General features: G+C 70.6%; 15 protein-coding genes. 8 read left to right on the forward strand and 7 right to left on the reverse strand.

Annotated features, from left to right (window positions below; translation table 11 throughout):
• On the reverse strand, positions 1-783 hold the full coding sequence (locus OHU35_RS34170; protein ID WP_189721362.1) for a hypothetical protein: 783 nt from the start codon (positions 781-783) through the stop codon (positions 1-3).
• 209 nt (positions 784-992) lie between these two features.
• On the opposite strand from OHU35_RS34170, the gene gcl reads away from it, so the two are divergent.
• Positions 993-2777: a glyoxylate carboligase gene (gene gcl, locus OHU35_RS34175; protein ID WP_189721361.1), complete on the forward strand. Its 1785-nt coding sequence runs from the start codon at positions 993-995 to the stop codon at positions 2775-2777.
• A 78-nt stretch (positions 2778-2855) separates the two neighbouring features.
• Here the strand turns inward: gcl and OHU35_RS34180 are convergent, their stop codons facing one another.
• The 5 genes from OHU35_RS34180 to OHU35_RS34200 all read right to left on the reverse strand — a co-directional run bounded on the left by OHU35_RS34180 (position 2856) and on the right by OHU35_RS34200 (position 7599).
• Complete coding sequence (locus OHU35_RS34180; protein ID WP_189721360.1) at positions 2856-3479, reverse strand: TIGR04222 domain-containing membrane protein; 624 nt, start codon at positions 3477-3479, stop codon at positions 2856-2858.
• Between the two features lie 159 nt (positions 3480-3638).
• Positions 3639-3875, reverse strand: coding sequence for a hypothetical protein (locus tag OHU35_RS34185; RefSeq protein ID WP_189721359.1), 237 nt, complete (start codon positions 3873-3875; stop codon positions 3639-3641).
• A gap of 316 nt (positions 3876-4191) precedes the next feature.
• Positions 4192-5649, reverse strand: a complete 1458-nt coding sequence (locus OHU35_RS34190; protein ID WP_189721358.1) for a catalase — start codon at positions 5647-5649, stop codon at positions 4192-4194.
• Positions 5650-5858: 209 nt separating this feature from the next.
• Positions 5859-6752 carry a 2-hydroxy-3-oxopropionate reductase gene (locus OHU35_RS34195; RefSeq protein ID WP_189721357.1) on the reverse strand — a complete coding sequence of 298 codons (894 nt, stop codon included), beginning with the start codon at positions 6750-6752 and terminating at the stop codon, positions 5859-5861.
• Between the two features lie 25 nt (positions 6753-6777).
• The gene (locus tag OHU35_RS34200) at positions 6778-7599 is read right to left on the reverse strand and encodes a TIM barrel protein (protein ID WP_189721356.1); all 822 of its coding nucleotides are present in this window, start codon (positions 7597-7599) and stop codon (positions 6778-6780) included.
• Between the two features lie 154 nt (positions 7600-7753).
• Here OHU35_RS34200 and OHU35_RS34205 point away from each other — a divergent pair, with 154 nt between their 5' ends.
• The 7 genes from OHU35_RS34205 (at position 7754) to OHU35_RS34235 (ending at position 13415) form a co-directional block, all read left to right on the forward strand.
• Positions 7754-8005: a hypothetical protein gene (locus OHU35_RS34205; protein ID WP_184588829.1), complete on the forward strand. Its 252-nt coding sequence runs from the start codon at positions 7754-7756 to the stop codon at positions 8003-8005.
• On the forward strand, positions 8002-8367 hold the full coding sequence (locus OHU35_RS34210; protein WP_189721355.1) for a helix-turn-helix domain-containing protein: 366 nt from the start codon (positions 8002-8004) through the stop codon (positions 8365-8367). Before OHU35_RS34205 ends, OHU35_RS34210 begins: the two co-directional genes overlap by 4 nt.
• A 131-nt stretch (positions 8368-8498) precedes the next feature.
• Positions 8499-9008, forward strand: a complete 510-nt coding sequence (gene uraD, locus OHU35_RS34215) for a 2-oxo-4-hydroxy-4-carboxy-5-ureidoimidazoline decarboxylase (protein WP_189721354.1) — start codon at positions 8499-8501, stop codon at positions 9006-9008.
• Between the two features lie 7 nt (positions 9009-9015).
• A complete protein-coding gene (gene uraH / locus OHU35_RS34220) occupies positions 9016-9411 on the forward strand; it encodes a hydroxyisourate hydrolase (protein ID WP_189721353.1) in 396 nt (131 codons plus the stop codon).
• 2 nt (positions 9412-9413) lie between these two features.
• Entirely contained in the window at positions 9414-10337 is a 924-nt protein-coding gene (pucL, locus tag OHU35_RS34225; RefSeq protein WP_189721352.1) for a factor-independent urate hydroxylase, read from the forward strand.
• A gap of 108 nt (positions 10338-10445) precedes the next feature.
• Positions 10446-11825, forward strand: coding sequence for an 8-oxoguanine deaminase (locus OHU35_RS34230; RefSeq protein WP_189721351.1), 1380 nt, complete (start codon positions 10446-10448; stop codon positions 11823-11825).
• A 216-nt stretch (positions 11826-12041) separates the two neighbouring features.
• Positions 12042-13415 (forward strand): nucleobase:cation symporter-2 family protein, encoded by a 1374-nt coding sequence (locus OHU35_RS34235; RefSeq protein ID WP_189721350.1) that lies wholly within the window; start codon positions 12042-12044, stop codon positions 13413-13415.
• Here OHU35_RS34235 and OHU35_RS34240 read toward each other — a convergent pair.
• Positions 13412-13834: a thioesterase family protein gene (locus OHU35_RS34240; protein WP_189721349.1), complete on the reverse strand. Its 423-nt coding sequence runs from the start codon at positions 13832-13834 to the stop codon at positions 13412-13414. The genes OHU35_RS34235 and OHU35_RS34240 overlap by 4 nt on opposite strands.
• Between the last annotated feature and the right edge of the window lie 33 nt (positions 13835-13867).

Below are 13867 nucleotides of genomic sequence, written 5' to 3' on the forward strand. Positions count from 1 at the left end.
TCAGCGGTCAGGACGCTCGGTCGTCGCCGCCGGTGGGTCCAGTGCGTCGGCCGGGGGGTTCACCGGGCGGGGTGTGCCCGTGAGGTCGAGGACGAACAAGGGGATTCCGAGGGCGTCCGCGCGGGCCCGGGCGTCGTTCGCGTACCCGGCGAGGGAGAAGTAGAGGCAGTCGGCGGACTCCGTCATGGCCGTCAGCCACAGGCACTCCACGTCCCGCAGTGTCGCGGGGCGCACCGCCGGGTCGACCTGCGCGAGGACGCCGCGGGCGGCGAGGCCGATGCCCGACGGGGGACGCTGGTCCGCCCGGCGTACGTCCCGGTAGCCGAGCCAGCGCAGATACAGGGCGGTGGCCGTGACGGCGTCGAGCGCGGTACGGATGGTGACGGAGCGGAAGGGGGGCCTGGCGGCAGCGGCGGCGCCCGCGATCGCGGTGGCGGCCACGGCGTCGCGTGCGTCCGGCGTGGACTGCCGGGCGGCGTCGGCGCCCTGGTCCGTCCCGTCGTGCGAGTCGGCAGGCCCCCGCCCCTCCGCCACCGGCACCCGCAGCACCGTCCCGCACGCGCACCCCAATTCCGGGCGCGGCCACTCCCCGCTCCGGCCGCAGGACTCACAGCGCACCGCCACCCAGTCGTCCTGCCAGACGCGATGGGGAACGGGCGTAGCCGCACCCTGGCGGTCCAGCGGCGGGGTGACCGGCGCGCCGCACACGCAGGGATACACCGGAGCCGTGTAGCGGTGCTCGCGTCGGCAGGCCGGACAGTTCACCGGCACGCTCTCGGCCATGGCCACTCCAGTACGGCGTCACGACGGGACAGCGGCTCCATCGTGCTCCTCCGGGCCCCTGTCTGTCCGCCCCTTGCCATCTCTTGACGGCCTTCGTCCACCCCACTTACATTAATTCCAGATCGTAGAAAAAACTTTCCGCAATACGGAAGAGCTCACCGCGGGGCGCGACGGGAGTGCGAATCCGACAGCCGAAGCAGGAGTACTCGATGGCTCGAATGACCGCTGCCCGCGCGGCAGTTGAGATCCTCAAGCGCGAGGGCGTGACCGACGCGTTCGGTGTCCCGGGCGCGGCGATCAACCCCTTCTACGCGGCGCTCAAGGCCTCCGGCGGCATCGCCCACACCCTCGCCCGGCACGTCGAGGGCGCCTCGCACATGGCCGAGGGCTACACCCGCACCCACCCGGGCAACATCGGCGTCTGCATCGGCACCTCCGGCCCGGCCGGCACCGACATGATCACGGGCCTGTACTCCGCGACCGGCGACTCCATCCCGATCCTGTGCATCACCGGCCAGGCCCCGACCGCCGTGATCCACAAGGAGGACTTCCAGGCCGTCGACATCGCCTCGATCGCCAAGCCGGTCACGAAGATGGCCGTGACCGTCCTGGAGGCGGCGCAGGTCCCCGGCGTCTTCCAGCAGGCCTTCCATCTGATGCGCTCCAGCCGCCCGGGGCCGGTCCTCATCGACCTGCCGATCGACGTCCAGCTCACGGAGATCGAGTTCGACCCGGAGACGTACGAGCCGCTCCCGGTCTACAAGCCGGCCGCGACCCGCGCCCAGATCGAGAAGGCGGTCACGCTCCTCAACGAGTCCGAGCGGCCGCTGATCGTCGCCGGCGGCGGTGTCATCAACGCCGATGCCGCGGAACTGCTCGTCGAATTCGCCGAGTTGACCGGCACTCCGGTGGTCCCCACCCTCATGGGCTGGGGCATCCTCCCCGACGACCACGAGCTGAACGCCGGCATGGTCGGCCTCCAGACCTCGCACCGCTACGGCAACGCGACCTTCCTGGAGTCCGACTTCGTCCTCGGCATCGGCAACCGCTGGGCCAACCGTCACACCGGCAAGCTCGACGTCTACACGGCCGGGCGCAAGTTCGTCCACGTCGACATCGAGCCCACCCAGATCGGCAAGATCTTCGCCCCGGACTACGGCATCGCCTCCGACGCCAAGGCCGCGCTGGAGCTGTTCGTCGAGGTGGCACGGGAGCTGAAGGCGGCGGGCAAGCTCCCCGACCGCGGCGCCTGGGCCGCCTCCGCTCAGGAGAGGAAGGCGACGCTCCAGCGCCGTACGCACTTCGACGACATCCCGATCAAGCCGCAGCGTGTCTACGAGGAGATGAACAAGGCCTTCGGCCCGGAGACCCGCTATGTCTCCACCATCGGCCTCTCACAGATCGCCGGCGCGCAGATGCTGCACGTCTACCGGCCCCGTCACTGGATCAACTGCGGCCAGGCCGGCCCGCTCGGCTGGACCATCCCGGCCGCGCTCGGCGTCGCCAAGGCCGACCCGGAGGCGTCCGTCGTGGCGCTCTCGGGCGACTACGACTTCCAGTTCATGCTCGAGGAACTGGCCGTCGGCGCGCAGCACAAGATCCCGTACGTCCATGTCCTCGTCAACAACTCCTACCTGGGCCTGATCCGCCAGGCGCAGCGGGCGTTCGACATCGACTTCCAGGTCAACCTGGAGTTTGAGAACATCAACGCTCCGGAGCTCGGCGTCTACGGCGTCGACCACGTCAAGGTCGCCGAGGGCCTCGGCTGCAAGGCGATCCGCGTCACCGACCCCGCCGAGCTGGGCGCCGCCTTCGAGCAGGCCAAGAAGCTCGCCGCTCAGTACCGGGTCCCGGTCGTCGTCGAGGCGATCCTGGAGCGGGTCACCAACATCTCGATGTCGACGACCAACGACATCGGCAACGTCGTGGAGTTCGAGGAGATCGCGACCGAGCCCGGGCATGCGCCGACCTCGATCAAGACGCTGAAGGTCTGACGCGCGGGAGAACGTACGAGCAGAGGGGCGGTCCGTCCGTGGGACGGACCGCCCCTTACGCATGGGTGACACAGGAGGTCAGCTCCCGCCGCCTCCGCATCCGCCCCCGCCGCCACCCCCACCGCAGTAGTGGTAGCCCCCGCCACCGCCGCCCCTGCCGCGCGGTGAGTTCTTGAGGAGGTTCTTGCCGCCCACCTCGGCCCGGCGGACCAGCCCCGCCCGCAGGGCGAAGCGCGGCACCAGCAGGTGCAGGGCCGGCTCGCCGTGCAGTGCGACGGCCAGCAGCCTCTCGTCGTCGGTCAGGCCGTGCCGGCTCGCGGGCAGCGGATGGCTCTGCCGCAGCTCCCGCACCTGGCGGCGGGCGGCGCGCGTCGGTCCGAGCAGCGGGTAGCGCAGCAGGCCCGCCTCCGCGAGGGGGATGCGCATCAGCGCCACCGCGATCCGGATGGCCGGGTCCTTCACCAGCGTCCGGGGGCCGGCGGGCTCGTGCAGGGACGTGTGCACCGCCTGCGCCAAGGGGGACGGCGGCCGCTGCGCGGACACGACGTCCGCGATGCCCTTGCGTACCGTGCCCGGCCGGTCGGCCTCCACCAGGCCCCGCAGATACAGGTCCACCACGGCGACGGTGACGGCGGCCCGCGGGCCGTCCCCCAGCAGTGCGATCTCGTGCGGCTCCAGCCGGACCGCCGTACCGTCGCTCATGGCCTCACCCCCCGTGACGGGGTCCGCCGCCCCCGTGCCGGCGGGCCCCGTGTGTCGAGAATGTGCCCGGCCCCGGGGGCGGTTGAAGCCCCCGGGGCCGGGTTCAGAGGTTGATTTGAGGGTTCCGTACGGGGTCTACGACCGCTGCCGTAGGCGTCTTCACGCGTCGTGGTGCTCCGAAAGCCCCGGCCAGTCGTCCGGGCCGCCGCCCTGCCACTCGACGAGGTCGCTCTCCGCGACGTCGGTGACGTACAGGTCGGCCAGCCGCAGGATCTCGGCGACGTCGTCGGCGTGGGTGGCGACGCCCAGGGGTTCCTCGCCCAGGGTGACCCGGCGGGATCCGTCCAGGGCGGGGGAGTGGACCACGACATGCGGATGCTCGGTGGGATGCGCCATGCCTTCAGGCTCCTGCGGACGCACCTGTTCCGCACCCTGAACGGGCTGGTGGCCGTCCGGCGGCGCGAGGCTGGGCGCGACAGGACATTCGCGCCGCCGGACGGGGTCTGTGAGGGGAGGGAGGAGAGAGGTGCTGGGACCGCGGCGGGTGCGACGGAGCCCGGAACGGTCTTCCCTCGGGTCGAGAAGCCCGCTCCCGGTCCTTCACCACCGCACTGGCTCGCAGCCGCCGCGGTCCACACCCTGCCCGCGTCCGTGCCCGGGGCGACCACCCCTCATCCGGGTCGCCCCGCGCGGTCGGACGCGGTCAGGGAGTTCAGTCCTCGCGCAGAGCGCGGACCGCCTCCGCCACGCGCCGTCCGTACTCGGGGTCGGCGGCGTGGAAGTGCGCGAGGTTCTTGTCGATCACGTCGTCGCGGGAGACCTGGGAGAGGCCGCCGGCGATGTTCGCGATCAGCCGTGACTTCTCCTCGGCGGACATCAGCCGGTACAGCTCACCGGCCTGGAAGAAGTCGTCGTCCTTGGTGTGCGGGGGCGCCGCGTGGGTGCCCGTGTGGCCGGCGACCGCCAGCGGGGCCGACAGCGGGCGGCCGGTCTCGGCCGGGCCGTCGTAGGAGTTCGGCTCGTAGTTCTTCGCCGCGCGGCCCTGGGCGTTGGACGCCATCAAGCCGTCCCGGCCGTAGTTCCGGGCGGTCGTGGCCTTGGGCGCGTTGACGGCCAGCTGCGTGTGGTTGACGCCCAGGCGGTAGCGGTGGGCGTCCGCGTAGGCGAACAGGCGGCCCTGGAGCATCTTGTCGGGGGAGGGACCGATGCCCGGCACGAAGTTGTTCGGGGAGAACGCGGCCTGCTCGACCTCGGCGAAGACGTTGTCCGGGTTGCGGTCCAGCACCAGCCGGCCCACGCGCCGCAGCGGGTAGTCCTGGTGCGGCCAGACCTTGGTCAGGTCGAACGGGTTGAAGCGGTAGCCGTCCGCCTCGGCCGCCGGCATGAGCTGGACGTAGAGGGTCCAGGACGGGCGCACGCCCCGCTCGACGGCCTGGAGCAGATCCGTCTGGTGGGAGTTCGCGTCCCTGCCGACGGTCTCCGCGGCCTGCTCGGCGCTGAGGCAGCGGATGCCCTGGTTGGTCTTGAAGTGGTACTTGACGAAGAAGGCCTCGCCCGCGCTGTTCGTCCACTGGTAGGTGTGCGAGCCGTAGCCGTTCATGTGCCGGTACGAGGCCGGGATGCCGCGGTCGCCCATCAGCCAGGTCACCTGGTGCGTCGCCTCTGGGGAGTGCGCCCAGAAGTCCCAGACGTTGTCCGGCTCCTGACGGCCCGTGAACGGGTCGCGCTTCTGCGAGTGGATGAAGTCCGGGAACTTGATCGGGTCCTTGATGAAGAACACCGGGGTGTTGTTCCCGACGAGGTCGTAATTGCCCTCCTCCGTATAGAACTTGACCGCGAAACCGCGCGGGTCGCGCACCGCGTCCGCGCCGCCGAGCGAGTCGGCCACGGTGGAGAAGCGCACGAACACCTCGGTGCGCCTGCCGACGGTGCTCAGGAAGTCGGCGTACGTGAACTCCGTGACGTCGTCGGTCACTTCGAAGTGGCCGTAGGCGCCCGAGCCGCGGGCGTGCACCACGCGCTCCGGGATGCGCTCGCGGTTGAAGCGCGCCAGCTTCTCCAGCAGATGCTGGTCCTGGAGCAGGAGCGGGCCTCCGGCGCCGGCGGTGGCGGAGTTCTGGTTGTCGGCGACGGGGGCGCCGGACTCGGTGGTGAGCACGCGCTGCGACATCGTGACCTTCCGATACGAGAGGGCAGCGGAAAAATGTTTCCGCTTCGTGGAGCCTAGGGTCGGGGCGAACCGGGCGTCAACAGTTTGTTGAAGTGGTGGGTATGGCTGGGCCGGGCGGCGCCGCCCCTTTGGGCGCGACAGGACAGGTGTCAGCGGCGGCGCCGCCCGGGGTACGGGGGACCCCCGGGGCTACGAGGGTCTGGAGGGGGTCAGACCTGGGCGCCGGACAGCCGCTCCACGGCCCGCAGCAGCGCCGAGTGGTCCAGGCCGCCGTCGCCCTGCGCGCGCAGGCTCGCGACCAGCTGGGCGACCACGGCGCCGACGGGCAGGGCCGCGCCGACGGTGCGGGCGGCGTCCGTGACGATGCCCATGTCCTTGTGGTGCAGGTCGATGCGGAAGCCCGGCTTGAAGTCCCGGCCGAGGAAGTTGTCCTTCTTGCGGCTCAGCACGGTCGAGCCGGCGAGTCCGCCGTTGAGGACGTCCAGGGCCGCCTTCAGGTCCACGCCGGACTTCTCCAGGAAGACCACGGCCTCGGCGCACGCCTGGATGTTCACGGCGACGATCAGCTGGTTGGCGGCCTTCACGGTCTGGCCGGAGCCGTGCGGGCCGCACAGCACGATGGTCTTGCCGAGCGCCTCGAGGATCGGCTTCGCGGCGTCGAAGTCGCTCTGCTCGCCGCCGACCATGATGGACAGTACGGCCTCGATGGCGCCTGCCTCACCGCCGGACACGGGGGCGTCCAGGACGCGGAGGCCCTTGTCCTTGGCCGCCTTCGCCAGGTCGACCGAGGTCTGCGGCGTGATCGAGGACATGTCGATCAGCAGGGCGCCGGGCCTGGCGTTCTCCAGGATGCCGTCGGCGCCGTAGGAGATGGCCTCGACCTGGGGGGAGGCCGGGACCATCGTGATGACGACGTCGGCGTCCCGCACGGCCTCGGCGATGGAGGGGGCGGCGGTGCCGCCCGCCGCCGCGAGACGGTCCAGCTTGTCCTGCTCCAGGGTGAAGCCGGTGACCTGGTAGCCCGCCTTGATCAGGTTCTCGGACATGGGGGAGCCCATGATGCCGAGGCCGATCCAGGCGACCTTGGGGAGATTGGTGCTCATGATGGGGTGCCTTTCGGTGCGGGGGTCAGCGGGGCAGCCAGTCGAAGGCCTCGGCGCTCGGGCGGTCGCCCGGCTTGTACTCGAGGCCGACCCAGCCGTCGTAGCCCGCCTTCCGCAGCTGGTCGAGGAGGTCTTCGAGGGGGAGTGAGCCCGTCCCGGGGGCGCCGCGGCCGGGGTTGTCGGCGATCTGGACGTGACCGGTCTTCGCGGCGTACCGCTCGATCACCGACGGGAGGTCCTCGCCGTTCATGGACAGGTGGTAGAGGTCCATGAGGAACCGCGCGTTGCCCAGGCCGGTCGCCTCGTTGACCCTGTCGACGACGTCCACGGCCGCCGGGGCGGAGACCAGCGGGTAGAGCGGTGACTCGGGCCGGTTCAGTGCCTCGATCAGCAGCACCGCGCCGATCCGGTCCGCGGCCCGGGCTGCCAGCGTCAGGTTCTCCAGCGCGAGCGCGTCCTGCTCGGCCGGGTCCACGCCCTCGACGCGGTTGCCGTACAGGGCGTTGAGGGCCGTGCAGCCCAGGGAGGCGGCGAAGTCGGCGGCCACGTCGATGTTGGCGCGGAACCGCTCCGACTCCTCGCCGGGGAGCGACAGGGCGCCGCGGTCCGGGCCCGGGAGCTGCCCGGCGTAGAAGTTCAGGCCGGTGAGGCGGACGCCCGCCTCCTCGATCGCCCGCCGCAGGGCGTCGAGCTCGGACCGCTCGGGGACGGGCGAGTCGACCCAGGGCCACCACAGCTCGACCGCGGTGAAGCCGGCCGCGGCGGCGGCAGCGGGACGCTCCAGGAGGGGGAGCTCCGTGAAGAGGATCGACAGGTTGACGTTGAAGCGCTGGTCTGCGAATCCCATCGGGTCGGCGCTCCCTTCCTTGTCTTTCGGTGCCTTCTTTGGAGTATTCCGTATTGTGGAATCTCGTTTCTGCTTAACGGAAGATTGCCCGTGGTGTGCGAGGGCTGTCAAGAGGGGCTGCCGGAAAGTCCGTCCCGCGCGTTAGGTTGAGCGCGTGCGACTGAGAGTGGAGTTCACGACCGAGCCCTTCGACCTGGACGAGGCACCCGCGCACGCGCTGGTGGCCCGCGAGGTCGTGGAGGCCGCCGAGCTGGACGCCGTGGACGTCGGCCCGTTCGGCAACACCGCTGAGGGCGGTGCCGACGCGGTGCTCACCGCCGTGGACGCCCTGCTCCGCAAGGCCCTGGAGGCCGGTGCCACCCGGATCTCGCTCCAGGTCAACGTGGCCGAGGAGGGCGAGGCATGAGCGGCGCGGGGGACGAGCCGTTCATCGCGGCCGTGAAGCCCCTGGTCGACGCCATGGGCGGGGAGATGATCCCGCCGGACGAGGCCGGCCCCGACGACGTCGTCCTCGCCTGGGAGGGCAGTGACGCCGTCGCCGTACGGCTGCCGCAGCTCGCCGACTCCCTCGATCACATCCTCGCCGCGATGGAGCGCCGCAAGGGGCCGCTGGCCGACCTGGACCGCAAGGCGAAGCAGGAGGTCGTACGGATACTCGAGGCGCGCGGCGCCTTCTCCGTACGGCACGGGGTGGAGACCGTGGCGAGCGCGCTCGGTGTCAGCCGCTTCACCGTCTACAACTACCTCAACCGCGAGAAGGGGGCCTGACCGGCCTCCGTGTCCGCGTACGTATCCTCGTCGCGAATTTTCAACAAACTGTTGACGTGTCGTCGCGGGAGGGCGTTAGCTATCGGCACGCCCGTTCAGCACGAAGGCCGTATCCGGCCACGGAGGCTCCCGTGACTTCCACTTCCACGCCGCCGGGCCTGGCCCGGTTCAACACCCTCGAGGAGCACGCGGCCTTCACCGCGCTCCACGAGGCGTGCGCCTCCACGGCGTGGGCGAAGCGACTGCTCGCCGCCCGCCCCTACGCCACCCCCGAGGACCTGTACGCCGCGAGCGACGCCGCCATGGCGGAACTGACGGTCACGGACCTGGAAGAGGCGATGGCCGGCCACCCGCCCATCGGCCGCCCCAAGACCGGCGACCCCACCTCGGCCCGGGAGCAGCGCGGCATGTCCGGCGCCTCCGACGAACTCAAGGCGGAGATGCTCGAACTGAACCTCGCCTACCAGGAGAGGTTCGGCCATGTCTTCCTGATCTGCGCCACCGGCCGGACCGGCGAGCAGATGCGCGACGCGGTCAGGGAACGGATCGGCAACCCGCCGGAGCGGGAGCGGGAGATCGTCCGCACCGAACTGGGGAAGATCAACCGCATCCGTCTGGCCCGACTCGTCGAAGAGGACTGACAGCAGCATGAGCACCTCCGCCACCGCGTCCGTGTCCACCCACATCCTGGACACCAGCGCCGGCCGCCCCGCCGGGGGCGTCGCCGTCCATCTGTCCGCCCGCTCGGGGCGCGAGGCGGACTGGCAGGCGCTCGGCGGCTCCGCGACGGACGCGGACGGCCGGTGCAAGGACCTCCCGGCGCTGCCGGAGGGGACCACCCACGTACGGCTCGACTTCGCGGTGGAGCCGTATTTCGAGAAGAAGCAAGCCGATGCGCAGCAGGACGCCCCCGCGAATCGGGACAGCGGCGCCGGTGTGTTCTTCCCGGAGGTGGCGATCACGTTCGCCGTCGTACCGGGCGAGCACTACCACGTACCGCTGCTGCTCAACCCGTTCGGCTACTCCGTTTACCGAGGGAGCTAGCTATGCCCACCATCCTGGGACAGAACCAGTACGGCAAGGCCGAGAACCGAGTCGTAAAGATCACGCGGGACGGCGCCACCCACCACATCAAGGACCTGAACGTGTCCGTGTCGCTGAGCGGCGACATGGAGGAGGTCCACTACTCCGGCTCCAACGCCAACGTCCTCCCCACCGACACCACCAAGAACACGGTGTACGCGTTCGCCAAGGAGCACGGCATAGAGTCGGCCGAGCAGTTCGGCATCCATCTCGCCCGGCACTTCGTCACCTCGCAGGAGCCGATCAAGACGGCCCGGATCCGCATCGAGGAGTACGCCTGGGAGCGGATCGAGGCCGCCGACGCCAACTCCCGGTTCATCGGCGCCGACGAGGTCAAGCACTCCTTCGTCCGCAAGGGCCAGGAGACCCGGCTCACACAGATCACGTACGACGGCTCGTCGTGGGAGGTGATCTCCGGTCTGAAGGACCTCGTCGTGATGAACTCGACCAACTCCGAGTTCTGGGGCTACGTCAAGGACAAGTACACGACGCTGAAGGAGGCCTACGACCGTATCCTGGCCACCCAGGTCTCCGGCCGCTGGCGCTTCAACTGGACCGACGACGACCAGCGCATGCCCCACTGGGAGAAGTCCTACGAGCAGACGAGGAAGCACATGCTCCAGGCCTTCGCCGAGACGTACTCGCTGTCGCTCCAGCAGACCCTGTACCAAATGGGGTCGCGGATCATCGAGAACCGCGGCGAGATCGACGAGGTCCGCTTCTCCCTGCCGAACAAGCACCACTTCCTGGTCGACCTGGAGCCGTTCGGGCTGAAGAACGACAACGAGGTGTACTTCGCCGCCGACCGTCCCTACGGCCTGATCGAGGCGACGATCCTGCGGGACGGCTGCGAGGCGCGCATCCCCGTGGACCTCACCAATCTCTGACGTTCCCTCTTTCGGCACCCGTGGCCTGGGAACCCGTCTCTCCGGCCACGGCACTCAAACTTCCGGGGTCCTGCCGTGCCCACTCCACAACAGCGCAAAGGACGAACCATGGCAGCAGACCGGCGCATCGTCATCGAGAACTGCGCGATCGCGACCGTCGACGCGAACGACACCGAGTACGCCTCCGGGTACGTCGTGGTCGCCGGCAACCGCATCGAGTCGCTCGGCGCGGGCACGGCCCCCGAGGGCCTGGAGAACGTCGCACGCCGTATCGACGCCACCGGCCACCTGGTGACCCCCGGCCTGGTCAACACCCACCACCACTTCTACCAGTGGATCACCCGGGGTCTGGCCACGGACCACAACCTCTTCGACTGGCTGGTCGCGCTCTACCCGGTCTGGGCGCGCATCGACGAGCGGATGGTGCGCGCGGCGGCCCAGGGCTCGCTCGCGGTGATGGCCCGCGGCGGCGTCACCACCGCCATGGACCACCACTACGTCTTCCCGCGGGGCTCCGGCGACCTGTCCGGCGCGATCATCGGCGCCGCCCGCGACATGGGCGTCCGCTTCACCCTCGCGCGCGGCTCCATGGACCGCAGCGAGAAGGACGGCGGCCTGCCACCGGACTTCGCCGTCGAGACCCTGGACGGCGCGCTGGCCGCGACCGAGGAGACCGTCCGGCAGCACCACGACTCCTCCTTCGACGCCATGACCCAGGTCGCCGTCGCGCCCTGCTCGCCCTTCTCCGTCTCCACCGACCTGCTGCGGGACGGCGCCCAGCTCGCCCGCCGGCTCGGCGTACGGCTCCACACCCACGGCTCGGAGACCGTGGAGGAGGAGAAGTTCTGCCACGAACTGTTCGGCATGGGCCCGACCGACTACTTCGAGTCCACCGGCTGGCTCGGCGAGGACGTGTGGATGGCGCACTGCGTCCACATGAACGACTCCGACATCGCCGCCTTCGCCCGGACCGGGACGGGCGTCGCCCACTGCCCCTCCTCCAACGCCCGCCTCGCGGCCGGTATCGCCCGTGTCCCGGACATGCTCGCGGCCGGCGTCCCGGTCGGCCTCGGCGTCGACGGCACCGCCTCGAACGAGTCCGGCGAACTCCACACCGAGCTGCGCAACGCCCTCCTCATCAACCGCCTCGGCCCGCACCGGGAAGCCGCCCTGAACGCCCGTCAGGCCCTGCGCCTGGGCACCTACGGCGGTGCCCAGGTCCTGGGCCGGGCGGCGGAGACCGGCTCCCTGGAGCCGGGCAAGCTCGCCGACCTGGTCCTGTGGAGGCTGGACACGGTCGCCCACGCCTCCATCGCCGACCCCGTGACCGCCCTGGTCTTCGGCGCGGCGGCCCCGGTCACGGCCTCCTTCGTCGACGGCCGGCAGATCGTCGAGGACGGGCGGCTGCTCACGGCCGACGAGGACGCCATCGCCCGCTCGACGCGGGACGAGGCCCAGCGGCTGGCGAGGATCGCCGCGCAGGGCTGAACACCCCCATGACTCCGGCCGGGAGGGACGGCTCCCGGCCGGTGGCCGTGGACCCGAGCGGGGACCACGGCGCCGTCTCCGGGGCGCGCGGATGCGTGCGCCCCGGAACGGTCCCCGTCACCCGCATGTCCGGTCCCGCACGACCACCCGCACCACCTCCTTGACACCCACGGCAGCCATGGACGCGGCCGTGTACCCGACCGGAGGGACGCCGCCGTGGCCGACCACCCCGTTGACGAAAAACTCCCCGCGCTCAAGATGGCGACGACCGGCCTCCAGCACGTGGCCGCCATGTACGCCGGAGTCGTCGCCCCACCCCTGATCGTCGGCGCGGCCATCGGCCTGACCGCCACCGATCTGACCTTCCTCACCGGCGCCTGCCTGTTCACCGCGGGCCTCGCCACGTTCCTGCAGACCCTGGGCATCTGGAGGATCGGCGCCCGGCTGCCCTTCGTCAACGGCGTCACCTTCGCCGGTGTCGCCCCCATGACCGCGATCGTCGCCTCCACCGAGGACAAGTCCGACGCCCTGCCGATCATCTTCGGCGCGGTCATCGTCGCCGGACTCCTGGGCTTCATCGCCGCCCCCTTCTTCAGCAAGGCGGTGCGCTTCTTCCCGCCGGTGGTCACGGGGACGGTCATCACCCTCATCGGCATCTCCCTCCTCCCGGTCGCCTTCGGCTGGGCGCAGGGACCCGACCCCGCGGCGCACGAGTACGGTTCGGCGACCAACCTGGGGCTGGCCGCCGTCACCCTGTTGATCGTGCTGCTCCTACGCCGCTTCACCACCGGCTTCGTCAAGCAGATCGCGGTGCTGCTCGGCCTGGTCGCCGGCACGCTGATCGCGATCCCGTTCGGCGCCACGGACTTCGGCCCGGTCGCGGACGCGGCCGTCATCGGCTTCCCGACCCCGTTCCACTTCGGTGCCCCGCAGTTCCAGGCCGCCGCGATCATCTCCCTCTGTGTGGTGATGGTGGTCTCGATGACCGAATCGACCGCCGACATGCTGGCGTTGGGCGAGATAGTCGACCGCCCGGCGGACGAGAAGACCATCGCGGCCGGCCTGCGCGCCGACACCCTCGGCTCGGCCGTCAGCCCGCTCTTCAACGGCTTCATGTGCAGCGCCTTCGCGCAGAACATCGGCCTGGTCGCCATGACGAGGATCCGCAGCCGGTACGTCGTCGCCACCGGCGGCGGCTTCCTGGTGCTGATGGGCCTGTGCCCCATGGCCGCCTCGCTGATCGCCGTCGTACCGCGCCCGGTGCTCGGCGGCGCCGGCGTGGTCCTGTTCGGCTCGGTCGCCGCCAGCGGCATCCAGACCCTGGTCAGGGCCGGCCTGGACAAGGACAACAACGTCCTGATCGTGGCCGTCTCCCTGGCCGTCGGCATCATCCCCATCACGGCGCCGGAGTTCTACCACGCCTTCCCGGAGACGGCGCGGATCGTCCTGGACTCGGGCATCTCCACGGGCTGTGTGGCGGCCGTCCTGCTGAACCTGGTCTTCAACCACCTGGGCAACAAGGACGCGCAGGACGTCACCCACCCCATGGAGGCGGGTGAGGAGATCACCGGCGCGACCCGCGCCGCCTAGAGGCCGAACAGGCCCGGGTCCGTGGCCAGTTCCTTGAAGACCTTCGCGGGGTCGGCGACCAGCCTGCGTTCCTTGAGGTCCAGGATGCCGCCGACCGCCGTGATCTCGGCGGCCACCGTGCCGTCGGTCTTGCGGACGGTCTGCTCGATACGGAACGTCTTGCCGCTGCCCCAGTCGAAGGCGCAGGTCACCTCGACCTCGTCGCCCGCGAGCAGCTCCCGTTTGTAGCGGATGGTCGTCTCCAGGGCCACCGGGCCCACGCCGGTGCCCGTGAGTGCGGACTGGCTGATGCCCGCGGCGTGCAGCAACGACCAGCGGGCGTGCTCCGCGTAGTTCAGGTACACGCTCTGGTTGAGGTGACCCTGCACGTCGGTCTCGTAACCACGGACGGTCACAGGGACGGAAAACGGCTCGCTCACGGCATTCCCCTCTCGCACCGGACTCTCATGCAT

Origin of the sequence: Streptomyces purpurascens (assembly GCF_045040895.1) — a bacterium.
Classification (GTDB): Bacteria; Actinomycetota; Actinomycetes; order Streptomycetales; family Streptomycetaceae; genus Streptomyces; species Streptomyces purpurascens.